General features: G+C 69.7%; 17 protein-coding genes and 3 rRNA genes. 12 read left to right on the top strand and 8 right to left on the bottom strand.

Going from position 1 to position 26,827, the window contains the following annotated elements; translation table 11 throughout:
• The 4 genes from HS048_RS19340 to HS048_RS19325 are packed head-to-tail and all read left to right on the top strand — an operon-like array spanning window position 1 to window position 6,499.
• Window positions 1–1,188, top strand: a complete 1,188-nt coding sequence (locus HS048_RS19340) for a cytochrome P450 (protein WP_196468100.1) — start codon at window positions 1–3, stop codon at window positions 1,186–1,188.
• The gene (locus HS048_RS19335; protein ID WP_196468098.1) at window positions 1,176–3,860 is read left to right on the top strand and encodes a lantibiotic dehydratase; all 2,685 of its coding nucleotides are present in this window, start codon (window positions 1,176–1,178) and stop codon (window positions 3,858–3,860) included. Before HS048_RS19340 ends, HS048_RS19335 begins: the two co-directional genes overlap by 13 nt.
• Before the next feature lie 18 nt (window positions 3,861–3,878).
• Window positions 3,879–5,618, top strand: coding sequence for a tryptophan 2-C-methyltransferase (gene tsrT / locus HS048_RS19330; RefSeq protein WP_068900584.1), 1,740 nt, complete (start codon window positions 3,879–3,881; stop codon window positions 5,616–5,618).
• A 47-nt stretch (window positions 5,619–5,665) separates the two neighbouring features.
• Window positions 5,666–6,499 carry an SDR family oxidoreductase gene (locus tag HS048_RS19325; protein WP_196468091.1) on the top strand — a complete coding sequence of 278 codons (834 nt, stop codon included), beginning with the start codon at window positions 5,666–5,668 and terminating at the stop codon, window positions 6,497–6,499.
• An 81-nt stretch (window positions 6,500–6,580) separates the two neighbouring features.
• Here the strand turns inward: HS048_RS19325 and HS048_RS19320 are convergent, their stop codons facing one another.
• Window positions 6,581–7,156, bottom strand: a complete 576-nt coding sequence (locus HS048_RS19320; protein WP_068900582.1) for a TetR/AcrR family transcriptional regulator — start codon at window positions 7,154–7,156, stop codon at window positions 6,581–6,583.
• Window positions 7,157–7,243: 87 nt separating this feature from the next.
• On the opposite strand from HS048_RS19320, the gene HS048_RS19315 reads away from it, so the two are divergent.
• Entirely contained in the window at window positions 7,244–8,458 is a 1,215-nt protein-coding gene (locus tag HS048_RS19315) for an MFS transporter (protein ID WP_231647509.1), read from the top strand.
• 169 nt (window positions 8,459–8,627) lie between these two features.
• Window positions 8,628–9,575, top strand: coding sequence for a YafY family protein (locus HS048_RS19310; RefSeq protein WP_068900579.1), 948 nt, complete (start codon window positions 8,628–8,630; stop codon window positions 9,573–9,575).
• A gap of 85 nt (window positions 9,576–9,660) precedes the next feature.
• Here the strand turns inward: HS048_RS19310 and HS048_RS19305 are convergent, their stop codons facing one another.
• A complete protein-coding gene (locus HS048_RS19305; RefSeq protein ID WP_196468089.1) occupies window positions 9,661–10,575 on the bottom strand; it encodes an SDR family oxidoreductase in 915 nt (304 codons plus the stop codon).
• A gap of 357 nt (window positions 10,576–10,932) precedes the next feature.
• Between HS048_RS19305 and HS048_RS19300 the strand changes: the two genes are divergently transcribed.
• Window positions 10,933–11,145 (top strand): DUF3311 domain-containing protein, encoded by a 213-nt coding sequence (locus HS048_RS19300; RefSeq protein ID WP_230881787.1) that lies wholly within the window; start codon window positions 10,933–10,935, stop codon window positions 11,143–11,145.
• 4 nt (window positions 11,146–11,149) lie between these two features.
• Entirely contained in the window at window positions 11,150–12,742 is a 1,593-nt protein-coding gene (gene mctP / locus HS048_RS19295) for a monocarboxylate uptake permease MctP (RefSeq protein WP_068900575.1), read from the top strand.
• 203 nt (window positions 12,743–12,945) lie between these two features.
• On the opposite strand, the gene HS048_RS19290 is transcribed toward mctP, so the two are convergent.
• The 5 genes from HS048_RS19290 to HS048_RS19270 form a co-directional block, all read right to left on the bottom strand.
• Window positions 12,946–13,578, bottom strand: coding sequence for a hypothetical protein (locus HS048_RS19290; RefSeq protein WP_196468087.1), 633 nt, complete (start codon window positions 13,576–13,578; stop codon window positions 12,946–12,948).
• Window positions 13,579–13,693: 115 nt separating this feature from the next.
• A complete protein-coding gene (locus tag HS048_RS19285; RefSeq protein ID WP_196468085.1) occupies window positions 13,694–14,959 on the bottom strand; it encodes a sugar MFS transporter in 1,266 nt (421 codons plus the stop codon).
• A gap of 448 nt (window positions 14,960–15,407) precedes the next feature.
• Window positions 15,408–15,524: ribosomal RNA gene (rrf, locus tag HS048_RS19280) — 5S ribosomal RNA — on the bottom strand.
• 80 nt (window positions 15,525–15,604) lie between these two features.
• Window positions 15,605–18,728: ribosomal RNA gene (locus HS048_RS19275) — 23S ribosomal RNA — on the bottom strand.
• Window positions 18,729–19,161: 433 nt separating this feature from the next.
• Window positions 19,162–20,685, bottom strand: a 16S ribosomal RNA gene (locus HS048_RS19270).
• The 16S, 23S and 5S rRNA genes sit together here, the layout of an rRNA operon.
• Window positions 20,686–21,185: 500 nt before the next feature.
• Between HS048_RS19270 and HS048_RS19265 the strand changes: the two genes are divergently transcribed.
• Together HS048_RS19265 and HS048_RS19260 are read left to right on the top strand one after the other, a co-directional pair.
• Complete coding sequence (locus HS048_RS19265) at window positions 21,186–21,926, top strand: ABC transporter ATP-binding protein (protein ID WP_068902945.1); 741 nt, start codon at window positions 21,186–21,188, stop codon at window positions 21,924–21,926.
• On the top strand, window positions 21,923–22,750 hold the full coding sequence (locus HS048_RS19260; protein WP_068902947.1) for an ABC transporter permease: 828 nt from the start codon (window positions 21,923–21,925) through the stop codon (window positions 22,748–22,750). Before HS048_RS19265 ends, HS048_RS19260 begins: the two co-directional genes overlap by 4 nt.
• Window positions 22,751–22,792: 42 nt before the next feature.
• On the opposite strand, the gene HS048_RS19255 is transcribed toward HS048_RS19260, so the two are convergent.
• Window positions 22,793–23,392, bottom strand: a complete 600-nt coding sequence (locus HS048_RS19255) for a TetR family transcriptional regulator (protein ID WP_196468083.1) — start codon at window positions 23,390–23,392, stop codon at window positions 22,793–22,795.
• 242 nt (window positions 23,393–23,634) lie between these two features.
• Between HS048_RS19255 and HS048_RS19250 the strand changes: the two genes are divergently transcribed.
• Both HS048_RS19250 and HS048_RS19245 read left to right on the top strand, forming a co-directional pair.
• Window positions 23,635–24,933: a glycosyltransferase family 4 protein gene (locus HS048_RS19250; protein ID WP_196468081.1), complete on the top strand. Its 1,299-nt coding sequence runs from the start codon at window positions 23,635–23,637 to the stop codon at window positions 24,931–24,933.
• A gap of 28 nt (window positions 24,934–24,961) precedes the next feature.
• A complete protein-coding gene (locus tag HS048_RS19245) occupies window positions 24,962–26,692 on the top strand; it encodes a serine/threonine-protein kinase (RefSeq protein ID WP_196468079.1) in 1,731 nt (576 codons plus the stop codon).
• Window positions 26,693–26,827: the final 135 nt, after the last annotated feature.

The raw sequence follows: 26,827 nt of genomic DNA, 5'->3' as shown, positions 1-26,827 counted from the left end.
ATGGCGACCCGACCCACCCCCGCGGAGGTGACCGAGGCCGTACTGAGGTGCCCGGCGCTCCTCTACCGGAGGCTGCACCGCCAAGGCGCCCTGCTGTGGAGCCGGCCCGATCGGATGTGGATGGTCACGGGCCACGAGCTCGCCCGCCTGGTCCTGCGCGACCCGCGGTTCCGCCTGCCCGGCCCGCCGGACGGGTCCGCGTGGGCCGAGGGCGGCAGCCACGGCGGTTTCCTCCAGAGCATGCTGCTGGCGTCCGAGGGCGAGCGGCACGCACGTCTGCGCCGCTTCTTCAGCGGGCTCTTCACCCCCCGCGCCGTCCGCGCCCGCACCACCCGGATCGAGGCGGCCACGGCGTCGCTGTTCGACGGCATCGCGCCCCGCCCGCGGATCGACGGCGTCACCGAGATCACCGCGCGGCTGCCGGTCAGCGTGATCGGGGATCTCGTCGGCATTCCGGAGAGCGACCGCGACGAGGTCAGCGAGCTGTGCCGCCTGATCAGCAAGGGGGGTGGCGTGGCGTCCGGGCAGCCGTCCGGCCGGGAGGTCGGAGCGGCGCTGGCGCACGTCGACGAGCTCACCGGCCTCGTCCACCGGTGGCTGGCCGTACCGCACCGGCTCATGCCGGACTCCGTGCTGGCGGCGGCCGCGGCGGCGCGGGACACACCGGAGGCGCTGTCCGAGGTCGAGATCGTCGCCAACGTCTTCAGCCTGTACATCGCGGGCCACGACACGTCCCGCAACATGCTCAGCGGCCTGCTGCTGCGTCTGGCGACGCACCCGGAGCTGCTCGACGGCCTCGCGGCGGGCGCGGTCGACGTCTCGGCGGAGGTCGACCGGTTACTGCTCGCCGAGTCGCCGCTCACGTTCACCGTCCGGGTGGCGCAGGAGGACTGCGAGCTGGAGGGGCACCGCATCCGCGCCGGCGACCGGATCAGGGTGATGCTCGGTGCCGCCAATCACGAGCTGCTCGCGAGCGGCGCGCCGGCCGACAACGCCGGCGTCAGCTTCGGCGAGGGCCGCCACGTGTGCCTCGGGGCGCACCTGGCGCGTACGGAGGGACGCGTGCTGCTGCGGACCGCCGGGCGGCGGTGGTCCGGACTGCGTCCGGCCGCCCCGCCCGTGTGGGCTCCGCACTTCCTCCACCGGGGGCTGGACGAGCTGATGCTGGAGATCGAATGGCGCCGGTAGGCGAGGATCCGGTCTCCCCGGACCGCGGCCGTGTCGTCCTCGGCCCGGTCGTGGTCCGCAGGCGGTGCCTGCTGCCGGGTTCGGTCCTGGCGGGCCTGGGCGGCGACCGGGTGTGGCGGGCCGCCGGGGCCGTCGCCGACGCCGAGCTCGCCTGCTCCCGGCGCGGCGGTGACCTCGCCGACCGCATCAGCGCCCTGGTGCCCGCCGCGGCGAAGGAGGAACGCCGCGGCCTGCTGCGAGCCCGGCGGGACGCGTTCAACTCCCGGCCGGTCGGGACCGGCCTTCCCGCCGACCCGGAGACCGCCGGCCTGGCCGCCGCGTACACCGATGCCCTGGCGTTCCGGGACGCGGCCGGGCGGGAGCTCGCCTCGGCGCTGGCGGAGCTCGCCCGGACCACCGGCACGGTCCTGGAGACGGCACTGGGCGACCCCGATCTCGCCTGGTCCGTCGAGTTGTCCGTGCCCGGCCTGTCGACGGCCGGGCCGATCGACCCCGGCCCTGCCGCGGGGAGGAGGGCCCGCAGGCGTGCCCTGACCCTGCTGCGGCTGGTGCAGCGGGCCGCCAGCAAGCCCACTCCGTTCGCCCGGTCGGCCACGACCACCCTGCTGTTCCGCGGTGCCGGGGAGGGCTTCCCGCTCCGTGGCGCCGGGGAGAGCCCCCCGCGCAGCCATGTGCGGGTGCGCCGCGAGGTGCTCGACTGGACGCGGCGGTGGATCGCGGACGGAGGCTACCGGTACCTGCGTCCGGACCGCATGTGGCTCACCGTCAACCCGAGCGCGACGGTCGCGGACGGCGACGGTGACGGCGGCCTGCGGGTGACCTGGCTGGTGACCGGCGAGAACGGCACGGAGCGCTTCGCGTCCGCGCGATGCGGCCCGGATCTGGTCTCCTTCCTGCGCGGAGTGCGCGACCCGGTCCGCCTGGACGCCCTCCTCGCCGGCGGCGCGCTGCCCGGCGTGCTCACCGACCTCATCGGGCGCGGGATGCTGGAGGTCGGGCCGCGCCTGCCGTCGCACGGCCGCCGGACGCTGCGCGCGGCGGCCGACGCCGCCGTCCCCGCCCGGACCGCGGGCAGGGACGACGCTCCCTCGCCCGGGGCCGCAGGAAGGGACGACGGTCCCTCGCCCCGGGCCGTCCACGACGCGTTGTGCGGGCTGCGCGACGCGGAGCACGCCGCCGCACACGGCGGTGACACCGGGACCGTACGGCGTGCGGCGGCGGGAATCGGCGCGCTCGCCCGCGCCCTCGGCCTCGACGCCGGGGGGATCGAGCGTGCCCCGGTCAGCGAGGACGTCGTCGGGACCGGACCCGACGACGGAATCCTCCGGGCCGACCCCGGGCTGCTCGCCGATCTGGGCCGGGTGCAGCGGATCGTGCCGCTGCTCGGTGCCGAACTGCCCTTCCAGCTGGCCACCGCGACCGCCTTCCGGCGTCGTTTCGGGCCGGATCCGGTGCCGCTCCTCGCCGCCTACCGCTGGTTCGCCGAGTCCGGCCGGACGGAGTCCGACGCCCTGCTCGCCGATTGCTCCACCGGAGAACTGGCGGTGGTGCTCGACCTGCGCACCCGGCTCTTCGCCGGGCTGCGCGCCGCGGCGCAGCAGCCGGGCGCGGAAGAGGTGCCGTGCGACCCCGCCCTGCTCGACGCCCTGGCGGCCGACCTCCCGGACGCCGTCCTGGATCTGCCGTGCGCGGCCTGGCCGCTCCAGCGGGCCGGAGAACGGGTCGTGGTCAACGGCGTCAGCAGCGGTTACGGGCGCTTCGCCGCACGCTTCGGCGCGGCCCTGGACGACCGCGGCATGGATGAGCTGCGGCACTGGGCGGCGACCGCGGCCGCGCCGCACGACGACGGCGTGATGGTCGACATCTCGGCGCTGCTGGGTGCCACGGTCAACGAACACCCCCTCGTGCTGCCCGCCGCACTGAGTTATCCCGGCCGTGCGCTGGAGTGCGCCCCCGCGACCCGGATCGACCTGTCGGAATGCGTCGTGCAGGCGGCGGGGGGACGGTTGCTGCTGTTCAGCGACCGGTTCGCCGGACGTCCGCTGTTCCCGGTCCCGCACAATTCGACCCTGCCCACCGTGGCCCCCGGACTGTACCGGTGGCTCAGCCGTTTCGGCCCGGTGTCCGGCACCACGCTCGACCTGTGGGACCAGGTGGACGCCATGGTGACCGCGGAGGCGCCGCAGGCCTCGGAGTCCGTCCGTCACTACCCGCGGCTGGTGCTCGGGCGCCTGGTGCTGGGCCGGCGCACCTGGAAGGTCCCCGGCGCCGCGCTCCCCGCAGCAGAGCCGGGACCGGCGGAGGCGGCGGCGTGGCACCGCTGGTGCGCCCGCACCGGTGTCCCCCGCCGGTCGTTCCTGCGCACCGTGACGATTCCCGACCCGTGGAGCGTCGTGCGGGGCCTGGCCGACAAACGCGCGGTCCTCGAGGCGCGCTCCCCGTCCGGTGCCGCGGTGCGCAAGCCCATCTACGTCGATCTGTCGCAGCCCCTGTGCTGGCCGGCCCTGGCGGTCGCCCCGGAGACCACCCTGACGTTCACCGAACCGCTGCCGGACCCCGCAGCGACCGGCGAAGGCCGGGCGGCCGAGTACGTGCTGGAGACCTCCCGGCCTCCGCGCGTCCTGGCGGGCCGCGCCGCCGCGTCCGAAGCGCGCCGTACCCCGGACGCCTGACGAACCATAAGGAGATCCATGCGACACAAAGGTGTTGTCGTGCTCGTCAACCCCAACCAGATCCATCCTCCCATCGCCCCGTACGCCCTGGACGTGCTGACCACGGCACTCGAGGCCGCGGGTTTCGAAGCGCACGTACTGGATCTGACGTTCCATGCGGACGACTGGCGGCAGGTGCTGCGCACGTACTTCCGGGGCGCCGGGCGTCCGCTGCTCGTCGGCGTCACGTGCCGCAACACCGACACCGTGTACGCCTTCGAACAACGTCCCTTCGTCGACCGGTACAAGGAGGTCATCGACGAGATCCGCAGGCTGACCGACTCCCCCGTCGTCACCGGCGGAGTCGGTTTCTCCACGATGCCCTTCGCACTCGTCGACTACTTCGGCGTCGACTTCGGCGTGAAGGGGCCCGGGGAGCACATCCTCTGCGAACTGGCGGAGGCGCTGCACGACGGACGGCCCGCCGACGGCGTTCCCGGCCTGCTCGTCAACCACGGGCGGGGAAAGGTCGTGCGGGTGCCACCGCCCGTACTGAGCGAACTCCGGACCGCCGTCACCGCCTCCCTGCCCTTTCCCACCGGCCGCGAGGAGGGCCGGGCCTGGCAGGTGGAGACGGAACTGCCCTACACGCGGCGGTCGGGCGTGCCGTACAAGGTCGACAACCTGACCTACTACCGGCTGGGGGGTCTGGGCAGCATCCTGACCAAGAACGGCTGCGTCTACCGGTGCACGCAGTGCGTCGAGCCGGACGCCAAGGGCACCCGGCTCACCCGGCGGAGCGTCGCATCCGTGGTCGACGAGATCGAGTCCCTGACCGGCCAAGGGATCTACGACCTGCACACCACCGACAGCGAGTTCAACCTGTCGATCGCGCACAGCAAGCAGCTGCTGCGGGAGATCATCAGGCGCAAGGACGGCGATGCCTCCGGTTCGCTGCACCGCCTGCGGCTCTGGGTCTACTGCCAGCCGTCGCCCTTCGACGAGGAACTCGCGGAACTCCTGGCGCACGCGGGCTGCGCGGGCGTGAACATCGGTACGGACCACGTCCGCTCCGACATGCTCGACGGCTGGAAGGTGACGAAGAAGGGGACCAGGTACTACGGCTTCGAGGACACGGCGCGGCTGGTCGAGCTGAGCCACCGGTACGGGATGCTCACCATGGTCGAGGCCCTGCTGGGGATGCCCGGCGAGACCCGGGAGACCATGCGGGAGTGCGTCGACCGGCTGATGGACCTGGACGCCACGGTGACGGGCTTCAGCCTCGGGCTCCGTCTCTTCCCCTATACGGATCTGGCGGTCTCCCTGGCCCGGCGGTGCGACGGGGTGCGCACGCTCCCCGGGCTCCAGTCCAACAACGCCACCGGGCCGATCATCCTGAAACCGATGGAGAAGTGCAGCGGCCCGATCGAGTACGAGAGGCAGTTCATGTTCGACGAGTCGGGGGGTTTCCGCTTGGTCTGCTACTTCTCTCCCGATCTCCCCGAGTCGCCGGAGACGGTGAACAGCCCGAACGGCATCTGGCACGAGTCCGTCGACTTCCTGTGGAGCCATATCCCGGAGTCGGAGTACTACCGCGTCATGCTGCCGACGCTCAACGGAAGCAGCGAGAACGACAACAACTACGCCGACAACCCGTTCCTGACCAGCTTGAAGAGGAAGGGCTACACCGGCGCGTTCTGGGCGCACTGGCGCGACCGGGAGAACATCATGAACGGTACCGGCGCTCTCGAGGCGCTGGCCGCCGAGGCGGCCCGGTGAACGGCTCCGCTCCGGGCCGCCGGGGCGACGGGAAGGACCGTGCGGCGATGAGCGCCACCGGCGGAACGGCCCGGACCCTGAAGGGGCAGGTCGCACTGATCACCGGTGCGGGCCGCGGCATCGGCCGCCGACTCGCCGTCGGGCTCGCCGGAGAGGGTGTGTCCGTCGGACTGGTCGGACGGGACCGGGGAAGGCTGGAGGAGACCGCGCGCGGTTGCGCGGAGCGGGGGGCCGCCGTCACCGTCGCCGTCGCGGACGTCCGCTCCGCGGAGTCGATCCGCGACGCGGTCGAGCACGTGCGCGGCGCGCTCGGGCCGCTGAACCTGCTGGTGAACAACGCCGGCCTCGTCGACCGCGGAGAGGTCCCCTTCTGGGAGGCCGATCCGGGGCACTGGTGGGATGTGTTCGAGACGAACTTCCGCGGCACCGTCAACGCCTGCCAGGCGGCGGTGCCGGACATGGTCCGGCGCGGGCAGGGCCGGATCGTCAACATCAACTCCATATTCGCCGTACGGGGAGACATCCGCTACTCCGCCTACAGCGCGTCCAAAGCAGCTCTGCTGGCCCTGTCCGAGACCCTGAACGGAGCGTTCGCGCAGCGGGGCGTCCACCTGTTCGACATCAGTCCGGGAGCGGTCCGTACGGACATGACACTCGGTATGGCCATCTGCAGGAACCGGGAGGAGTGGACGGACCCGGCGCTCATCGTGACCGCGGTGATCCGCGTGGCGCGCGGGGAGCTGGACCCGCTTGCAGGGCAGTTCCTGCACGTGGGCGTCGATGATCTCGACGAACTGCTCGCCGCGGCCCGCGGGGGCTCGCCGCCCCGAGCCTCGTTCAGCAGGGCCTGGAGGTCACCTCGGTCACTGCCGGGGAGATGACCGCGGTTCACCGGGCCTGCCCGGACCGGCTCGCGGCAGGCCGCGGCCTGCCGACGGTGAGCGCCTGAACGCCACGGCGGCTCAGCTGCCGGACGGGGAGGGGACGCCGGTCACGATCGCGTGGACGGTGGCGGCGACCAGGGCCCGGTCGGGCGGCGTCCGGTCGAAGGTGCGGTGCATGGGCCAGCCCTCGACGAGCACGTCCAGGGCCTGACCGACGTGAGGCGGGAAGTGCAGGGCGAGACTCCTGCGGCTGCGGTGCAGCCAGGCCCGGGTCGTGGTGGCCACCGCGGGGTTGTGGTTGGCGTAGGCGTACATCTCGAAGATGAGCGTCATGTCGCGCGCCGTGGCGTAGGCCGGTCCGCAGATGAGGTCGACGACGGCGGCCTCGGCCTCCTGCGCGGACGCCGCCTTCTGCAGGGTCGCACGGTACAGCTCGCTCATGGTGTCGGCCAGCCGGGCGAAGGCCTGGGCCAGGAGGTCGTCCAGGCCGTCGAAGTAGTACGTCAGGGACCCGAGCGGGACCCGCGCCCGCTCGGCGATCTTGCGGTGCGTGGTCCTGTGGACGCCCCACTCGGCGATCACGTCGAGCGCGGCGTCCAGGATGCGGTCCTTGCGTCCCGGGTCGTTGGGTACCTCCCGCCGCGTGCCTGTCACGCCCCCATGTTGCCATGGCCGACGACCCCACCCTAGTGTGTACATCAGTACAGTCTTTTCGACCCTTTTGCCCCTTGTTCGTCCGCCGTGGGAGCCCTTCTCGTGCCCGTCCACCTGTCCGCGCGCCGCAACGCCCTGTTCGCGCTGTTCTTCCTCCCCGGTCTGACGATCGCCTCATGGGTCACCCGCACTCCCGACGTGCGGGACCTGGTGGGGGCGTCCACCGCGCAGATGGGGCTCATCCTGTTCGGGCTCTCCGTAGGCTCCATGATCGGCATCCTCTGCTCGGGACCGCTCGTCTCGCGCTGGGGCACCCGGCCCGTGATCACGGCCGGCACCGTCGCGGTGGCGGCCGGCGCGGCCGTCATCGGCATCGGCGCCGCCGCGGGAGCCGGCGCGGCCGTCGCACTCGGCCTGGGCCTCTTCGGCTTCGGCATGGGCGGCGGCGAGGTCGCGCTGAACGTCGAGGGCGCGGAGGTCGAGCGCCTGCTGGGCCGCTCGACGATGCCCGCCATGCACGGCTTCTTCAGCCTCGGCACGGTCCTCGGGGCGGCCTGCGGCATGGCCCTGACGGCCCTGGCGTTCCCCGTCGTCGCGCACCTGGTGATCGTCACCGTCGTGGTCGCCGCCGGCCTGGCGCTCGCCGTCCGGCACATCCCCGCCGGCGACGGGCGGCAGGCACACGGCGACGGCCGGCCCGCCCCGCGCGCCGAGCGGCCCGCGGTGTGGAAGGACTCGAGGCTGCTGCTGATCGGGGCGATCATCCTCGCGCTCGCCATGGCCGAGGGGACGGCCAACGACTGGCTCCCGCTCGTCATGGTCGACGGTCACGGGCTCGACGCCGCGCTCGGGTCGGCCGTGTACGCCCTCTTCGCCGCGGCGATGACCCTCGGCCGCTTCGCCGGCGGCCGGTTCGTCGACCGCTTCGGACGCGCCCCCGTCCTGGCCGCCAGTGCGATCACCGGCGCCGCCGGTCTCGCCCTCGTCATCTTCGTCGACCACCAGGCCGTCGCCGCGGCCGCCGCCGTCCTGTGGGGACTCGGTGCCTCCCTGGGCTTCCCCCTCGCCCTCTCCGCCGCCGGCGACTCCGGCGAGAACCCGGCCGCGCGCGTCTCGCTCGCCGCGACCCTCGGCTACGTCGCGTTCCTCGTGGGACCGCCCGCCCTCGGGTTCCTCGGCGAACACCACGGTCTGCGCTCCGCCCTCGTCCTCGTCCTCGTCATCGTCATCGCGGCGACCTTCGCCACCCCGGCGGCCCGCACCCCCGATCCGGCAGGCGGCAGGACACCGGAACGCGTCTAGGATCGGCCCGAACCCCCGCATGACCGCGGTGAACCCCGGCGATCAAGGCGTGGCCGACTCGTCACCCTCGCTTCCCCATGCATTTCACCCCGGCCGGGTCCTCGTGGATCGACCAGGTCGAGCCGAACACCGCCGACGGCTTTCGGACGCAGGGCGCTAGGGTCGGCGGGTGCGTGCGGCCAGGCTGATGTCATTGGTGCTGCTCCTCCAGTCGCGCGGCGGGATGACCGCGGCCGAGCTGGCCCGGGAGCTGGAGGTGTCCGAGCGGACCGTGCACCGGGACGTGCTCGCGCTGTCCGAGGCGGGCATCCCGGTCTACGCCGACCGGGGGCGCGGCGGAGGCTACCGGCTGCTGGACGGCTACCGGACCCGCCTCACCGGCCTGGACCGGGCCGAGGCGGAGGCCCTGTTCCTGTCCGGCGTCCCGGAGGCGCTGCGGGAGATGGGGCTGGGCGAGGTCGCGGCCACCGCCAGACTCAAGGCGTCCGCGGCGCTCTCCCCCGGCCTGCGCGACGCCCCCGCGACGGCCGCGCAGCGCTTCCACCTCGACGCCCCCGGCTGGTTCGCCAGCGAGCGTCCGCCCCCGGCGCCCCTGGCCCCGCTGGCCAGGGCGGTCTGGGGCGACCACCCGGTCACCGGGCTCTACCGGGGCGCCGAGCGGACGCTGGAACCGTACGGCCTCGTGCTCAAGGCCGGCGTCTGGTATCTGGCGACCCGCTCGGCGATCTACCGGGTGGACCGCTTCTCCGCCGTGGCCGTCCACGCCGACCGGCGCTTCGACCGGGACCGCGACTTCGACCTGGCCGCCTTCTGGGCCGCGCGGGCCGCGGAATTCACCCGCTCCCTGCTCACCGCCCGCGTCACGGTGCGGCTCAGCCCCGACGGCATGCGCCTGCTCCGGCACGTCGCCGATCCGGCGGCCCTCGACGAGGCGCTGGCCTCGGCCGGGGAGCCCGACGAGCAGGGCTGGACCACGCTCGTCCTGCCCGTCGAGTCCCCCGAGGTCGCCTACGGCCAGTGCCTCCGCTTCGGCCCGGAGGCCGAGGTCCTCGACCCGCCCGCCCTCCGGGCCCTCCTCGCCGAGGCCGCCGCCCGCCTGTCCCGCCTGTACGGCTGAGCCGGCAGCCGGTCCGGCAGGTCGAACGCCGCCCGCTCGTCCAGCCCCGTGCCGAAGTGCATCGCCCCCGGAACGAGGCCGGCTCTCAGCGGTAGCCGGTGGCGTCGGCGGGCCTGCCCGCGTCCTGCACCTCGACCAGGTAGCGCCAGGCGTCCGGCCGGGTGCCGTCGACGTCGGTGAAGCCGTACACCTGGGCGAGCCCCCCGCTGGAGAGCGACCGGCCCGACCAGCGCTCCCGTTCCGGGTCGGCGGCCAGCGCCACCACCGCGCGGCCGGTGAAGGCGGGCGACTCCGAGATCACGAAGTGCGGCTCCTTCTCGAGCGCGTCACGCCAGTTCTCCTCCTTCACCCCGTAGATCTCCAGCATCATCTCCGAGCGCAGCCAGCCGGGGGTCAGGGAGACCGCGGTGCAGCCGTACGGGCGCAGCTCGTGGGCCTGGGAGAACCCCAGCCGGTTCACCGCGACCTTGGCCAGGTCGTAGAAGCAGGAGACCCGGTAGTGGCCGGCGTTGTACTCCCAGGTGCCGTCGGTCACCTCCACGAGCAGGCCGCCCCGGTTCCTGGTCAGCAGCGGCAGCGCGAAGTGGCTGGTGATCAGGTGGGTGTCGACCGCCAGCCGGAGCAGGCGCAGGCCGTCGTCCAGGGAGTGCTCCCACAGCGGCGTGTCCCAGGCGGCCAGCCTGTCGCCGCCCCAGATGTCGTTGACCAGCACGTCGAGCCGGCCGTGCTCGCGGTCGATCCGCTCCACCAGCGCCCGCACCCGCTCCGGTTCCAGGTGGTCCACCTGGACGGCGATGCCCTCGCCGCCCGCCCGGGTCACGAGCTCGGCCGTCTCCTCGATGGTCTCCGGACGGTCCATCTCCGAGCGTTGCTCCTGCGTCGTGCGCCCGGTGCAGTAGACGGTCGCCCCCGCGGCGCCCAGCTCCGCCGCTATCGCCCGGCCCGTACCGCGCGTCGCCCCGGCGACCAGGGCGACCTTCCCCGTCAGTGTCTTCTCCATGAGACCGATGCTGACCGGATAAGAGGACACCCACTGTCATGTTTCTCCGCCGATCTCCATGCACAGGCCGGGCAGGACCTCCCCGCCTTTACGAGCCGCCTGCAAGCTTGTCAAGGCGGGGACGCGGGTCATTCTGCGGCCGGTGGGATCCGTTCGCCGAGCGACGGGGCCGGCGGAGCGGGACGGCCCTGACCTCGACCGCGGCGCCGCGCAGGCGGCCGGCCGACCGTTCGGCGCGCTGACGGGTGCGTTCGACGCGCGGTGACCGCAATGAAACGATCACATGGTTACTCTGCCGGTCAGCCCGAAGGGCCGGTCCGTGGCCGACCGGCTTCTCTCCGATATGAGGGGATCGCGTTGTCCGCACCCAATGGGAACCGGAGCGATCGCAGCCCGTGGAACCGACTGCTGCTCGTCCCGATCGTCCTGCCCCTGCTGCCCTTCCTGTTCAACTCGGACGAGCCCCGGCTGCTCGGCTTCCCGATGTTCTACTGGCTCCAGCTCGCCTTCATCGCGGTCGGCGTCACCTGCACCACGATCGTCTACCAGATGACCAAGCGGGGGCGGTGACGTCGTGCAGGAGCACCTGACCGAGATCATCGTATTCACCGTCCTGTTCCTGGTCGTCAGCGGCATGGGATTCGTCGCCTCCCGCTGGCGCCGGCCCAAGGACCTGGCCAGCCTCGACGAGTGGGGCCTGGGCGGCCGGAGCTTCGGCTCCTGGATCACCTGGTTCCTGGTCGGCGGCGACCTCTACACCGCCTACACCTTCGTCGCCGTGCCCGCCCTGCTGTGGGGCGCGGGCGCGATGGGCTTCTTCGCCGTGCCGTACACCGTCGTCATCTACCCCATGGTGTTCCTGGTGCTGATCCGGCTCTGGTCGGTCTCGCACATCCACGGCTTCGTGACCCCGGCCGACTTCGTCCGGGCCCGTTTCGGCTCCCCCACCCTCGCCCTGCTGATCGCGATCACCGGCATCGTCGCGACCATGCCGTACATCGCCCTGCAGCTCGTCGGCATCGAGGCCGTGCTGAAGTCGATGGGCGTGACCGGGCACCTGCCGATCATCATCGCGTTCGCGATCCTGGCCGCCTACACCTACCAGTCGGGGCTGCGCGCCCCCGCGCTGATCGCCTTCGTCAAGGACACGCTGATCTACATCGTGATCCTGGCCGCGGTCATCGTCATCCCGGCCAAGCTGGGCGGCTGGGACGTGATCTTCAACAAGGCCCAGGAGAAGTTCGCCGCCTCCCCCGCACCGGGCGACGGCATCCTGCTCAACGCCAACAACCAGTTGCAGTACGTCACGCTCGCCTTCGGCTCGGCGCTCGCGCTCTTCCTCTACCCGCACAGCATCACCGGCGTGCTGGCCTCGAAGAACCGCGACGTGATCAAGCGGAACATGTCGGCGCTGCCCGCCTACAGCCTGCTGCTCGGCCTGATCTCGCTGCTCGGCTTCATGGCGATCGCGGCCGGGACCACGCCGATCGGCAAGGACAACAACACGATCGTGCCGCGGTTGTTCGACCAGATGTTCCCCGACTGGTTCACCGGGGTGGCCTACGCCGCGGTCGGCATCGGCGCCCTGGTCCCCGCCGCCATCATGTCGATCGCCGCGGCGAACCTGTTCACCCGCAACATCTACAAGGAGTACGTCAAGCCGGACGCGAGCGACGCCGACGAGGCCCGTGTCTCCAAGATCACCTCACTGCTGGTCAAGGTCGGCGCGGTGGCCTGCATCCTCTTCCTGGACACCGGCTTCTCCATCGACCTGCAGCTCATCGGCGGCGTCATCATCCTGCAGACGCTCCCGGCCGTGGCGCTGGGCCTCTACACCCGCTGGTTCCACCGCGCCGGTCTGATCACCGGCTGGGTCGCGGGCATGGGCGCGGGCATGCTCCTGCTCTACAACATCGGCAACCCGGCCACCGGCAAGCTGCACTTCGCCGGATCGGCGTTCCCGCTGGACAAGCTCGGCCTGGACACGAAGATGACCGTCTACGCGGGCGTCCTGGCACTGGCCGTCAACCTGGCCGTCGCGGCCCTCGGCACGGTCGTCGCGCGCGCCGCCGGGCTCGCCGACGGCGGAGACGCCACCCGCCCCGACCACTACCTCGCCGACGAGGGCGACCCCCGCATCAAGGACCTCGACCTCACCGCCCACTGAATCCGGTACGGCCCCGTGCCCGGTCACGGGGCCGGTCACGGGGTCGTACGCCCGGGCGACCCCGGTTTCGCGCTCCTCCGGTTCCGGGATGGTGACACGGCCCCGTCACCGACGGCGCGAGCCGGCCGGATGACGTGCAGCCCGCCGGGGTGCCGGACCCCAGGACGCGGGTGGCGCCCGGGCGGCCGGGCCGGGCGCGGGCTTCAGTCCCGGCGGCCTGCCCTCGCCCTCCGGCGTGTCCACATGATCCCGGTCAGCATCACCGCCCCGACCGCTACGGCGATCACCATGAGCCCGGTGCGGCCGGAGGCGGGAGCGGGCCTGTCGTCCACGGGTCCGGTGCGGACGGGGGCGGCGGGCTCGGTGTCCGCTCGGGTGGGCTCCCCCAGAGCGGTGATCAGCTGGGAGGTGAGCGGCCCCCTGCCCTGGGTCCGGTCGGAGAGCCGCAACGGCTCGTCTCCGGCCGGAAGGAGCCTGTTGCCCGAGCACAGTGTCGTGACCAGCCGCGAGTCCCGGACGTCCGCGAACACCAGATAGCGGCGGCCTTCCACGAACTCGTATCCGCAGGCCGACCCATGGGCTCTGGTGAACACCGCGGATTCGGCATCGGGTTCGCCCTTGTAGACGTGGTCGGTGTGGAGCACGGCGGTGACGCTGCCGCCGCCCAGCGTCGATTCGCCCACGCGGACGTCCGTGGCGGTGGCGGAGAAGACGACCTCAGCCGCCTCCACGAGCTGCCGCGGTGTGCGCTCCGCGCACGAGCAGGCCGACGAGGCACCGGCCGTACCACCGGTACCCGCCGTCAGGGCCGCGATCAGGGTGAGCATGGTCGTCACGCGTGACATCATGCCTCCCGGGACGTACCGCAGAGGTGATCGGTTCAGGTCACCGAGGCCGGCAGCGAGATCGCCATCGCCATGACCGACAGCGCGGGATCGGGCTCGGACCGTGTCAGCCGGGACTCGGTGCCGGGACGTCCTCATCCGCCGTCATCCGGGCGACGAGCAGGTGCCAGACGACGAGCTGCAGCAGGGCGAGGGCCAGCGCGAAGGGCATCAGGGTCCACACTCCGACGCCCTGCGCGACGGCGCCCGCCAGCCAGGGCAGCGCGGAACCGCCGATGACCGACACGCCGTTCATGACGCCGATGGCCGTGGGCACCAACCGGGGCGTGGTGAGCCTCGGCACCACCACCATCGCCGTCGGGAAGAGCGGCCCGAGGAAGAACCCGAGCAGGGCGAAACCGGCGGCGGCCACCGCCGTCACCGGCGCCAGCCAGATCAGCGCGGCACTGGCCGTGACCCCGAACAGGCACACGAACGCCATCCCGGTCGCCGTCAGCCCCAGTCTGGCGGCGACCGGGCTGATCAGGAACCGGCCCAGGGTCAGCCCGAGCCAGTAACCGCTGACGGTGTACCCGGCCACCAGGCCCGGCTGCCCGTACTCCTCGACCATGAAACTGAAGCCCCAGTTGCCCACGCCGATCTCCAGCCCGACGTAGACGGCGAGGAACACGGAGGCGAGCAGCACACCGGGCGTCCTGAGGGCGGCGGCCAGCAGGCCCTTCTCCGCCTTCTCCGGGGTGTGGGCGGGGCTGGCGGGGTCGGGCGCACCGGAGGACTGTGGCGACGCCGGATCCGTACGGCGCCCGGCTCTCCTCCCGGTGGTGCCGCCTCCGGGATAGGCAACCAGGAAGCCCGCCGTCAGCGGTAGGCACACCACGGCCAGCACCAGCCAGACGGCCGTCCAGGGCAGGAAACCCAGCATCCAGGCGGCCAGCAGCGGGCCGAGCAGCGCACCGACGCCGAAGAACGCGTGCAGGTGGTTGAGCAGGGTCGTGGCCGACGGCAGCCGGGTGAGGTAGGCGTTGAGCACGGACTCCAGCACACCCGTGCCGTAACCGGCCACCACCTGCACCGCCACGAGCGCGGCGAACGGCGGGCGGATCGCCGTGTACAGCCCGGCCAGCACGAACGCGCCGCCGCCGACGACGAGCGCGGCACGGGTGCCGAGCCGGTCGACCAGCGATCCGGCGGTGGCTCCGGCGAGCATGAACCCCGCCGAGAAGGTGAAGAAGGTGAGCCCGACGGTGGCCTTGTCCACGCCGTAGTCGCCGATCTGCGCGGGCAGCAGCACGCCCCCGACCCCGGCGCTCATCCCGACCAGCACGAAGGCCGCGTACGCCAAGGCGACCGAGACCCGCCACCGATCATGCAAGACGGACAACGTGACTCCAGAGAACAGGAACAGGAATCGGTGAATGGGATCGGGCGGGTGCGGCATGTTCTGGTCGCGGCCCGTGTCTGTACCGGATCATCCGGTCCACCCGGTTCACAAGCCTGGGTGATCACCCGCATGTTTGTAAAGGGGGTACCGGGAAGCTCACGGCCGCTGCCGGACACGCCCGCCCCCGGAACGACAGGAAGGTCTCCCTCGGACGGCGGCCCGCCCGATGAGCGGCGAAGCGGCCCGCGTCCGGGGCGAGTTGCCCGGCTGGCAGCCGTACCGCGGTGACCGGAGGCCCTCGCGCTGAACACCGGATAACGATCACCGACCGCCCTCGAAGGAGGACCCGCCCCGTTCCGCAACCAGCCCCGGAAACCTGGGAGCACCCCCGCGAAAACAAGAAAGGGCCGCCCCGAAGGGCGGCCCTCACTCAACAAATGTCCGGCGGCGACCTACTCTCCCACACCCTCCCGAGTGCAGTACCATCGGCGCTGAAGAGCTTAACTTCCGGGTTCGGAATGTAACCGGGTGTTTCCCCTTCGCCATAACCGCCGTAACCCCATGAAACAATCAAACAGGAAACCCGTTTGCCGTCTCAGAATTGCCTAGTGGACGCGAGCAAGAAAAGTATGCTTTGAGGTCAAGTCCTCGGCCTATTAGTACCGGTCAGCTCCACACATTACTGCGCTTCCACCTCCGGCCTATCAACCCGGTCGTCTACCGGGAGCCTTACCCCTCACGGGTGGGAGACCTCATCTCAAGGCGAGCTTCCCGCTTAGATGCTTTCAGCGGTTATCCCTTCCGAACGTAGCCAACCAGCCGTGCTCCTGGCGGAACAACTGGCACACCAGAGGTTCGTCCGTCCCGGTCCTCTCGTACTAGGGACAGCCCCTTTCAAGTCTCCTGCGCGCGCAGCGGATAGGGACCGAACTGTCTCGCGACGTTCTAAACCCAGCTCGCGTACCGCTTTAATGGGCGAACAGCCCAACCCTTGGGACCTACTCCAGCCCCAGGATGCGACGAGCCGACATCGAGGTGCCAAACCATCCCGTCGATATGGACTCTTGGGGAAGATCAGCCTGTTATCCCCGGGGTACCTTTTAGCCGTTGAGCGACGGCGCTTCCACATGCCACCGCCGGATCACTAGTCCCAGCTTTCGCTCCTGCTCGACCCGTCGGTCTCACAGTCAAGCTCCCTTGTGCACTTACACTCGACACCTGATTGCCAACCAGGCTGAGGGAACCTTTGGGCGCCTCCGTTACCCTTTAGGAGGCAACCGCCCCAGTTAAACTACCCACCAGACACTGTCCCTGATCCGGATCACGGACCGAAGTTAGACGTTCAAAACGACCAGAGTGGTATTTCACCAATGACTCCACCCGAACTAGCGTCCGAGCCTCATAGTCTCCCACCTATCCTACACAAGACGCTCCAAACGCCAATGTCAAGCTGTAGTGAAGGTCCCGGGGTCTTTCCGTCCTGCTGCGCGTAACGAGCATCTTTACTCGTAGTGCAATTTCGCCGGGTCTGCGGTTGAGACAGCGGGGAAGTCGTTACGCCATTCGTGCAGGTCGGAACTTACCCGACAAGGAATTTCGCTACCTTAGGATGGTTATAGTTACCACCGCCGTTTACTGGCGCTTAAGTTCTCAGCGTCGCAGGCTTGCGCCCGCTAACCGGTCCCCTTAACGTTCCAGCACCGGGCAGGCGTCAGTCCGTATACATCGTCTTACGACTTCGCACGGACCTGTGTTTTTAGTAAACAGTCGCTTCCCCCTGGCCACTGCGGCCCCCACCAGCTCGGGGAGCAAGTCCCGTCACCAGCGAAGGCCCCCCTTCTCCCGAAGTTACGGGGGCAATTTGCCGAGTTCCTTAACCACAGTTCACCCGATCGCCTTGGTATTCTCTACCTGACCACCTGAGTCGGTTTCGGGTACGGGCCGCACTGATGCTCGCTAGAGGCTTTTCTCGGCAGCATAGGATCACCCACTTCGCCACAATCGGCTCGGCATCACATCTCAGGATACATGAGAGGCGGATTTGCCTACCTCTCTCCCTACCTGCTTACCCCAGGACTACCATCGCCTGGGATGGGCTACCTTCCTGCGTCACCCCATCGCTTACCTACTACCAGATCAGGCCAGGCGTTCACTCTGACACCATCCCCGAAGGGACGATCGAGTTAAGGACCCTTAGTATCACTGGATTCGATATGGGCGCATCACCACGGGTACGGGAATATCAACCCGTTGTCCATCGACTACGCCTGTCGGCCTCGCCTTAGGTCCCGACTTACCCTGGGCGGATTAGCCTGGCCCAGGAACCCTTGGTCATCCGGCGCAGAAGTTTCTCACTTCTGATTCGCTACTCATGCCTGCATTCTCACTCGCACGGCCTCCACAACTCGATCACTCGGCTGCTTCGCCGGCCGCACGACGCTCCCCTACCCATCCACACACCCAGACAGCTCACGCTGCCAGGCTCAATGTGTGAATGCCACGACTTCGGCGGTGCACTTGAGCCCCGCTACATTGTCGGCGCGGAATCACTTGACCAGTGAGCTATTACGCACTCTTTCAAGGGTGGCTGCTTCTAAGCCAACCTCCTGGTTGTCACTGCGACTCCACATCCTTTCCCACTTAGCACACGCTTAGGGGCCTTAGTCGGTGGTCTGGGCTGTTTCCCTCTCGACTACGGAGCTTATCCCCCGCAGTCTCACTGCCACGCTCTCACTTACCGGCATTCGGAGTTTGGCTGACGTCAGTAACCTTGTCGGGCCCATCGGCCATCCAGTGCTCTACCTCCGGCAAGAAACACGCGACGCTGCACCTAAATGCATTTCGGGGAGAACCAGCTATCACGGAGTTTGATTGGCCTTTCACCCCTAAACACAGGTCATCCCCCAGGTTTTCAACCCTGGTGGGTTCGGTCCTCCACGCAGTCTTACCCACGCTTCAACCTGCCCATGCCTAGATCACTCCGCTTCGGGTCTACAGCATGCGACTCAAACGCCCTATTCAGACTCGGTTTCCCTACGGCTCCCCCACACGGGTTAACCTCGCCACACACCATAACTCGCAGGCTCATTCTTCAAAAGGCACGCAGTCACATCACGCACAGCAAGCTGTGCACGCTCCTACGGCTTGTAGGCACACGGTTTCAGGTACTATTTCACGACCCCTCACCGGGGTGCTTTTCACCTTTCCCTCACGGTACTAGTGCACTATCGGTCATCAGGGAGTATTTAGGCTTACCAGGTGGTCCTGGCAGATTCACACAGGATTTCTCGGGCCCCGTGCTACTTGGGATCCCCTCCAGCAGTCCAACAGGTTTCGCCTACCCGGCTCTCACGGTCTACGGCGTCCCTTCCCAGAGACTTCGACTACCCACTGGATTTCTCACTGCTTACGGTCTCGGCAGAAACCGTCAGAAGGTCCCACGACCCCGCACACGCAACGCCTGCCGGCTATCACACGCATACGGTTTAGCCTCATCCGCTTTCGCTCACCACTACTCACGGAATCACATGTTGTTTTCTCTTCCTACGGGTACTGAGATGTTTCACTTCCCCGCGTTACCACCAACCGCCCTATACATTCAGGCGGAGGCAACACCCCATGACGGGTGCTAGGTTTCCCCATTCGGACATCCCCGGATCAACGTCTGGTTGGCGACTCCCCGAGGCTTAACGCAGCCTCCCACGTCCTTCATCGGCTCCTGATGCCAAGGCATCCACCGTGTGCCCTAAAAAACTTGGCCACAAAGATGCTCGCGTCCACTATGCAAATCTCAAACAACAAACAGCCACCGACCCCACCCGCCACCAGACCCCGCCCTCACAGGCAAGCGGTATGACAGAAGATCGGCCCCGTCCGAGGATCATCACGAACCCCCGCCCCGACGACTCGGGGCGAGCCGGAACGCGACCTGCCCGCCATCCGGCGGGAGCCGCGCTCCGCAAGGTCCGTTTCCTCAGGACCCAACAGTGTGCTGCAGACCAGCCCCGACCCCCTGACGACCCCGTTCCCACTCCCATCCCCTCGAAAGAGGCGGGCGGTACTGGCGGCCCGGCGACCCGGACTGCTGACTAGCCAGTGCTCCACTAATGAGCGCGCCGAGCGCGGGACACTCGCCCGCGGACCCGGCATGGACCCGCCGGCCACCAGGTGGCCTGCGGACCGGTGCTCCTTAGAAAGGAGGTGATCCAGCCGCACCTTCCGGTACGGCTACCTTGTTACGACTTCGTCCCAATCGCCAGCCCCACCTTCGACCGCTCCCCCCCACAAGTGGGTTGGGCCACGGGCTTCGGGTGTTGCCGACTTTCGTGACGTGACGGGCGGTGTGTACAAGGCCCGGGAACGTATTCACCGCAGCGTTGCTGATCTGCGATTACTAGCGACTCCGACTTCATGGGGTCGAGTTGCAGACCCCAATCCGAACTGAGACCGGCTTTTAGGGATTCGCTCCACCTCACGGTATCGCAACCCTCTGTACCGGCCATTGTAGCATGTTTGCAGCCCAAGACATAAGGGGCATGATGACTTGACGTCATCCCCACCTTCCTCCGAGTTGACCCCGGCAGTCTCCCATGAGTCCCCACCACCCCCGAAGGAGCGTGCTGGCAACATGGAACAAGGGTTGCGCTCGTTGCGGGACTTAACCCAACATCTCACGACACGAGCTGACGACAGCCATGCACCACCTGTCACCCGGTCCGAAGAGGGCCCTATCTCTAGAGCTTTCCGGGCGATGTCAAGCCTTGGTAAGGTTCTTCGCGTTGCGTCGAATTAAGCAACATGCTCCGCCGCTTGTGCGGGCCCCCGTCAATTCCTTTGAGTTTTAGCCGTGCGGCCGTACTCCCCAGGCGGGGCGCTTAATGCGTTAGCTACGGCGCGGAAACCGTGGAAGGCCCCCACACCTAGCGCCCAACGTTTACAGCGTGGACTACCAGGGTATCTAATCCTGTTCGCTCCCCACGCTTTCGCTCCTCAGCGTCAGGTAAGGCCCAGCAAGCCGCCTTCGCCACCGGTGTTCCTCCTGATATCTGCGCATTTCACCGCTACACCAGGAATTCCGCTTGCCCCTACCTACCTCTAGCCAGCCCGTATCGAATGCAGACCTGGAGTTAAGCCCCAAGCTTTCACATCCGACGCGACAAGCCACCTACGAGCTCTTTACGCCCAATAATTCCGGACAACGCTTGCGCCCTACGTATTACCGCGGCTGCTGGCACGTAGTTAGCCGGCGCTTCTTCTGCAGGTACACGTCAACTTCGTCCCTGCTGAAAGAGGTTTACAACCCGAAGGCCGTCATCCCCCACGCGGCGTCGCTGCGTCAGGCTTTCGCCCATTGCGCAATATTCCCCACTGCTGCCTCCCGTAGGAGTCTGGGCCGTGTCTCAGTCCCAGTGTGGCCGGTCGCCCTCTCAGGCCGGCTACCCGTCGTCGCCTTGGTGAGCCACTACCTCACCAACAAGCTGATAGGCCGCGAGTCCATCCCCGACCGAAAAAACTTTCCACCCGCAGGCCATGCGGCCGCGGGTCGTATCCGGTATTAGACCCAGTTTCCCGGGCTTATCCCAGAGTCAGGGGCAGGTTACTCACGTGTTACTCACCCGTTCGCCGCTCGAGTACCCCGAAGGGCCTTTCCGCTCGACTTGCATGTGTTAAGCACGCCGCCAGCGTTCGTCCTGAGCCAGGATCAAACTCTCCAAACAATGTCTGAACAGTTCCCATCCCGGCTGAAAGCATCCATGATGGATGATCCAACCAAAGGAATCCGTCCTCCCGACCCTCAGGGGTTCGGGTGGGACGGGGTTGTGCATCATGCACTGGCTTTTAGCACACTGTTGAGTTCTCAAGAAACGGACGCGTTCTCCGTCCGAGCGGACCGTGAGGCCACTCTCGCGGGGCGTTTCGTTCGTTCCGTTGTGTCTTTATTCTTTCAGATCCGCTTTTCCGTGTCAATTTGACCCGGTCTGGCCGATCTTTCTGGAATTCGGACCGCCTCGTTTCCGAGGCAACCCCTCGAACTTACCCGAACATCCGATTCGCGTCGAATCGAGTGGAGATGATCAAGGGGTCCCGGGTCCCCGGCGTCACCGCCGGCTCCTCAGGCCCGGTGAACTTTATGCACCCTCGCCCACCTCGTCAAATCGACCCGGCCGCCTCCGAAAACCCTTTGCCCGGTCCCTGTGACGGGGCGCACGCTTGGACGGTGACGATTCTGGAGGCCAAGGCCCTGGCGAAGAGATTCGGTGCGGTGACCGCCGTCCACGAGGTGAGCCTCGACGTCGGCGCCGGCGAGATCATCGGGCTCCTCGGCCCCAACGGTGCCGGCAAGTCCACCACCCTGCACATGCTCCTGGGGCTCATCACTCCCGACTCCGGGAGCATCCGCATGTTCGGCCTGGACCTGGAGCGCCACCGCGTCGAGGTCCTCAGCCGGATCAACTTCGCCGCCAGCTACGTGGACCTGCCCGGGGTGCTGCAGGTCCGCGAGGTGCTGGACGTCTTCGCCCGCCTGTACGGCGTGCGCGACCCCGGCGCCCGCGTCGGGGAGCTCATCGAACTGCTCGACCTCGGCTCCCTGCGCAGGCGCAAGGTGATGGAGCTCTCCTCCGGCCAGCGCACCCGCGTCCAGCTGGCCAAGGCGCTCGTCAACGAGCCCAGCCTGCTCATCCTCGACGAGCCGACCGCCAACCTCGACCCTGATGCCGGCGACCGGATCCGGAGCCTCCTGGTCCGCGTCGCCCGGGAGCACGGCCGGGCCATGCTGATCACCTCTCACAACATGCAGGAGGTGGAGCGGATGTGCGATCGCATCCACTTCATGTCCGCCGGACGGATCGTCGCGAGCGGCAGCGCCGCCGAACTCGCCGACGTCTACAGCGCGGACAGCCTGGAGGAGGTCTTCCTCAAGGTGGCCCGCTCACGACCCGAGGTGACCCGCCCATGACACCCGTGACCGTGACCCATCCCCCGCTCAGCGTCCCGGCGCGCATGACGCGCATCGGAGGCGTGGTCCGCCGGGACTTCGCCGCGTTGCGGCGCAGCCCGATCCGGATGTTCGAGATCGTGTTCTGGCCGACGATCGAGTTGCTCGTCTGGGGCTTCGTGACGGTGTTCCTGCAGTCGCAGCAGGTCCCGTTCGTGGTGGCCTTCCTGATCGGCGCCGTCCTCCTCTGGCAGGTGCTGCAGAAGGCCAGCAACGAGATCTCGATCGCGTTCCTGGAGGACATCTGGAGCAGGAACCTGCTGAACGTCCAGGTGAGCCCGCTCTCCACCGTCGAGTACGTGATCGGCCTGATCCTGTTCTCCCTCGGCAAGGTGGTCTTCGCCGTGGCCGTCATGTCGGGTCTGGCGCTGGCCTTCTACGGCTTCGGCGTCACCTCCTTCGGCGCCGGGCTGGTGCCGTTCATGGCGCTGCTGCTGGTGATGGGCTGGTCCCTGGGCCTGGTGGGCATCTCGGCCGTCCTCCGCTTCGGGGAGAACGCCCAGGTCATCGCCTGGTCGCTGGTCTTCGTCGTGCAGCCGCTGGCCGGGATCTTCTACCCGGTCGAGGTGCTGCCCGCGCCGCTCCAGGCCGTCGCCTCGTTCCTTCCGGCGACGCACGTGTTCACCGGCATGCGGACCGTCCTGGGCGGCGGCGCCGTACCGTGGGACTCCCTGGCCTGGGCGGCGGTGCTGGCCGCCGTCTACCTGGCGGCGACGCTGGGACTGTTCGCGTGGACGCTGCGCTACGCCCGCTCCCACGGCAAGCTGTCCCGTTTCGGAGAGTGACCGCGGGAGGAACGGCCCCGGGAGGAGCGGCCGCGGGACGGGTCAGCGGGGACGGGCCGCCGATGCCGGGGTGACGGACATCGCCGCCACGATCACGCTGACCAGTCCCTCGACGACCTCGGTCCGGTCCACCTCGGGATGCTCCAGCCACCAGTCGCCGGTGGCCTGGACCATGCCGACGAAGGCGTGCCCGAGCACCTGGGCGCGGACCGGGTCGAGGTCGTCCGACTCCGCGGCGATCACCCTGCCGAGCTCCTCCCCCAGCCCGCGCACGACCGCGGTCATCTGGGAGTGGGTCCGGCTGTCCTCCGCGCCGGCCCGGTGGAAGAGGAACCGGTAGAGGTTCAGGTTGGCCGAGATCATGTCGAGGTAGGCGGTGACCGCGGAGCGGGCGCGGCCGCGCAGGTCGGCCCCGGCCCTGTCGAACTCGGGCCGCAGGAGGCCGACCACGCTCCGGACGTGCCGGCCGGCCAGCGCCTGGTAGAGCCCGCTCTTGTCGCCGAAGTGCCGGTAGAGGATGGGTTTGGTGACCCCGGCCTCCGCGGCGATCGCGGCCATGGACGCCTCCGGGCCCTCCCGCCGGATCACCCGGTCGGCGGCGTCCAGGAGCGCCCGCCGCCGCTCCGGATCCCGTCCGCTCACGAGTGTCCCCTCTCGGAAGAGATCAGGATAAGCGGGGAGGCCGATCCCGGGTCCGCCGGTTCCCGCCCCGTCGGAGGATCCCGCCCGAGGACCCCGTCATGGAGGTCCTGCCTCCCGTAAAGGTCTCATGGCGGTTTCCAAAGGATATTTCCCAGCATCCCGGGCAGGGCCAGCCTCGCAGGACGCGCCTTCGGGCGGGCGGACCGGTCGGGCAGGGGACTCTTCAGGTGACGGGCGATTCGATGGGGAAAGCGGCGAGGAAGGCGGCGGGGAGGATCCGCGGGCTGGCGGCGCGGGTGGCGCTGTGGCTGCTGCAGGCGCTCAACGCCAGGCGGGCGCGCAGGGCGCCGGCGCCGGACGCCGGGACGGTCCGGATCCTGCTGCAGCACGCCTACGGCATGGGCGGGACGATCCGTACCGTGTTCAACCTCGCCGGCTACCTCGCGAGGGAGCGCGACGTGGAGATCGTCAGCGTGGTCCGGACGGCCAGGGAGCCGTTCTTCCCCGTTCCACCCGGCGTGCGGGTGTCGTTCCTGGACGACCGGACCGGGCCGGCCGGGCCGCTCGCCCGGCTGCTGTCACGCTTCCCCAGTCTCCTGGTGCCCGAGCAGGAGCGGGTCCACCACGCGTTGAACCTCTGGACCGACCTGTGCCTGGTGCGCCGCCTGCGCTCGTTCCGCTCCGGCGTGGTGATCTCCACCCGCCCCGCGTTCAACCTCGTCACCGCGCTGTTCGCGCCGCCCGAGGTCGTCACCGTCGGCCAGGAGCACGTCACGTACGGCGTGCACGCCCCGGAGGTCCTGCGCCTGGCCAGGCGGAGGTACGGCAGGCTCGACGCCTTCGTCACCCTCACCCGGGCCGACCGGGACCAGTACGCCAGGCTGCTGCGGGCCGCCCCGCCGCGGCGGCTGGTCCGCATCCCCAACGCCCTTCCCGACCTCGCGGGCGACGTCTCGGGGCTGGAGGAGAAGGTCGTGGCGGCCGCCGGCCGGCTGGTGCACGCCAAGGGCTTCGACCGCCTGGTCGCGGCCTGGAAGCACGTCGCAGCGGAGCATCCGGACTGGGTGCTGCGCATCTACGGCGCGGGCACGCGGAAGGCGGAGGACCGGCTGCGCGCGAGGATCGAGGAGGCGGGCCTGTCCGGCAGGGTGTTCCTGATGGGGCGCGCGGCGGAGCTCGGCGTGGAACTGTCGAAGGCGTCGGTCTACGTCGTCAGCTCGCGCTACGAAGGGTTCGGCATGACGATCCTGGAGGCGATGAGCAAGGGCGTGCCGGTGGTGAGCTTCGACTGCCCGCACGGGCCGGGGGAGATCATCACGGACGGGCACGACGGGCTGCTCGTGGGTTCCAAGAAGCCGTCCGCACTGGCCGAGGCCGTCTGCCGGCTCATCGAGGACCGGGAGCTGCGCCGCAGGCTCGGCGGGAGCGCCCTGGTGACGGCCGCCGGGTACGACCTCGACACGGTCGGCGCGATGTGGGACGAGCTGCTGGACGACCTGACGGAACGCAATTCAACCGGGATGAAAGCGAACTTCCGGTAATCTTGCCGCTCTCTCCAGGAGGTGGCAGGTGGCCGAAGCAGGTGCCGTGGCGGTCCCGGGCTACGAGGTGTCCGGCGTGCTCGGTCAGGGCGGTTTCGGGATCGTCTACCGGGCCCGGCAGCTGGCCGTGGACCGGGAGGTCGCGCTCAAGGTCGACAACCGGGTCCTGGTCTCCGAGCGCGACCGGCGCCGCTTCATGCGCGAGGTCACCTCGGCCGGGGCGCTGTCCGGCCACCCGCACGTCGCCCACGTCTACGACGCCGGGGTGCTGCCCGACGGCCGGCCGTACATGGTGCTGGAGCTGTGCCCGGGCGGGTCGCTGCTGGACCGGCTGCGCGCCGAGGGGCGGCTGGCTCCCGCCGAGGTCGCCGACATCGGCGTCCGGATCGCCGACGCGCTCTCGGCCGCGCACGCCGTCGGCGTGCTGCACCGCGACATCAAGCCCGCCAACATCCTGATCAACCGCTACGGCAACGTGGTGCTGTCGGATTTCGGGCTGGCCACCATGCCGTCGGCGGGCGGTGAGATGTCGGTGACCCGCGAGTCGCTCACGCCCGCCTACGCGCCGCCCGAGGCGTTCGAGCTGACCGAGCCCACCGCGGCCGGGGACGTCTACTCCCTGGCCGCCACGCTGTACGCGCTGCTGTCGGGCCGCCCGCCGCGCTTCCCGGAGAGCGGCGTGGCCAACCTCGCGGTCATCATGGCCCTGCACCGGCAGCCGATCCCCGAGATCCCGGGGGTGCCGCCGGAGCTGACCGAGGTGCTCCGGCAGGCGATGGCCTCGGATCCGGCCCGGCGCACCCCCTCGGTCGCGGCCCTGCGCGACGCCCTCACCGACCTGCACCTGGCGCGGCACGCCACCGGGTCCCGCCCCTTCTCCCCCGCGACCCCGTCGGCGGCCCCGTCCGGGTTCGCGGCGGGGTTCCCGACGGGGGCGCCGTCCGCCACCGGGCCCTCGCCGTACGGCATGCCGCCTGGACGGCCGCCGTCCGGCCCGTCCGGAACGGGGGGCGGTCCCGGCGGTGAAGCGGTGCGCGCGCATCTGACCTCGCCCGGTCTGCGGGGGTCCGCGCACACCCAGACCCCCGCGGTTTCCACGGCGTCCGGCGGGTCGAACGGCAGGGTGTTCGCCGCCGTGGCGGTGGCCTTCGTCATCCTGCTGCTGGCCGGGGTCGGGCTGATGTACATGGAGGGCGGCATGGGGGGCGGCCTGTCGGCCGGGTTCTCCTCCACGGGGGCGAGCACCGATGGGTCCGCAGCGGGCGGGGGTCCGGCCTCCACCGGGAGCGAGGGTTCCGCCGGGGAGGGGGCTCCGGCGAAGTCCGCCGCGATCGAGGGGGTCGACACCGTCACCGCCGGCTGCCCCGCCGCCGGGGTCTCCGGGGCGGGGGCCGCGTGCGTGGCGGAGGCCGAGTGCTGGAGCGGTCTGCTCGTCATGGCCGGCGACGCGAGCGCGGGACGGGTCGGCTGCGAGGAGGCGCACTACTGGGAGACCTACGCGGTCGCCACCCTGCCGTCGGACGTCTCCACCCACGTCCAGCAGGTGGTGGAGAAGAACCCGACCGTGAAGAAGGTGTGCGCGTCGCGGATCATGCTCGCCTCCCGGTACGGCGACGCCCGCAAGATCGCCGCCGGGAAGTGGCGCTCGACGGTGCTGCCGCCCTCGAAGCAGCAGTTCGCCGACGGCGATCGCACCTACCGCTGCCTCGGGGGGATCCTCGGGCCGGAGGAGACGGGCACGCTCTTCCGTCCGTCCTGACCGCCCGCGGCGGGCCCTGACCCCCGGCGGCGGGCCCGCCGCCGGGGGTCAGGGCCCGCCGCCCGCTCCAGCACCGCGGTCGTCTCGGCGTACCGTGCGGCCACCGTGGGCGTCGCGGGTGCGCCGTCCCCGCCG

The organism is Planomonospora sp. ID91781 (genome assembly GCF_015711595.1).
GTDB lineage: Bacteria > Actinomycetota > Actinomycetes > Streptosporangiales > Streptosporangiaceae > Planomonospora > Planomonospora parontospora.
This window is presented reverse-complemented; position numbering and strand designations above follow the sequence as displayed.

Excerpts from the sequence above, each read along its gene's own strand:
- HS048_RS19305 (WP_196468089.1), bottom strand. The coding sequence starts at position 10,575 with ATGGAGAAGACACTGACGGGGAAGGTCGCCCTGGTCGCCGGGGCGACG.
- HS048_RS19260 (WP_068902947.1), top strand. The coding sequence starts at position 21,923 with ATGACACCCGTGACCGTGACCCATCCCCCGCTCAGCGTCCCGGCGCGC.
- HS048_RS19340 (WP_196468100.1), top strand. The coding sequence starts at position 1 with ATGGCGACCCGACCCACCCCCGCGGAGGTGACCGAGGCCGTACTGAGG.
- HS048_RS19325 (WP_196468091.1), top strand. The coding sequence starts at position 5,666 with ATGAGCGCCACCGGCGGAACGGCCCGGACCCTGAAGGGGCAGGTCGCA.
- tsrT (WP_068900584.1), top strand. The coding sequence starts at position 3,879 with ATGCGACACAAAGGTGTTGTCGTGCTCGTCAACCCCAACCAGATCCAT.
- HS048_RS19335 (WP_196468098.1), top strand. The coding sequence starts at position 1,176 with ATGGCGCCGGTAGGCGAGGATCCGGTCTCCCCGGACCGCGGCCGTGTC.
- HS048_RS19250 (WP_196468081.1), top strand. The coding sequence starts at position 23,635 with ATGGGGAAAGCGGCGAGGAAGGCGGCGGGGAGGATCCGCGGGCTGGCG.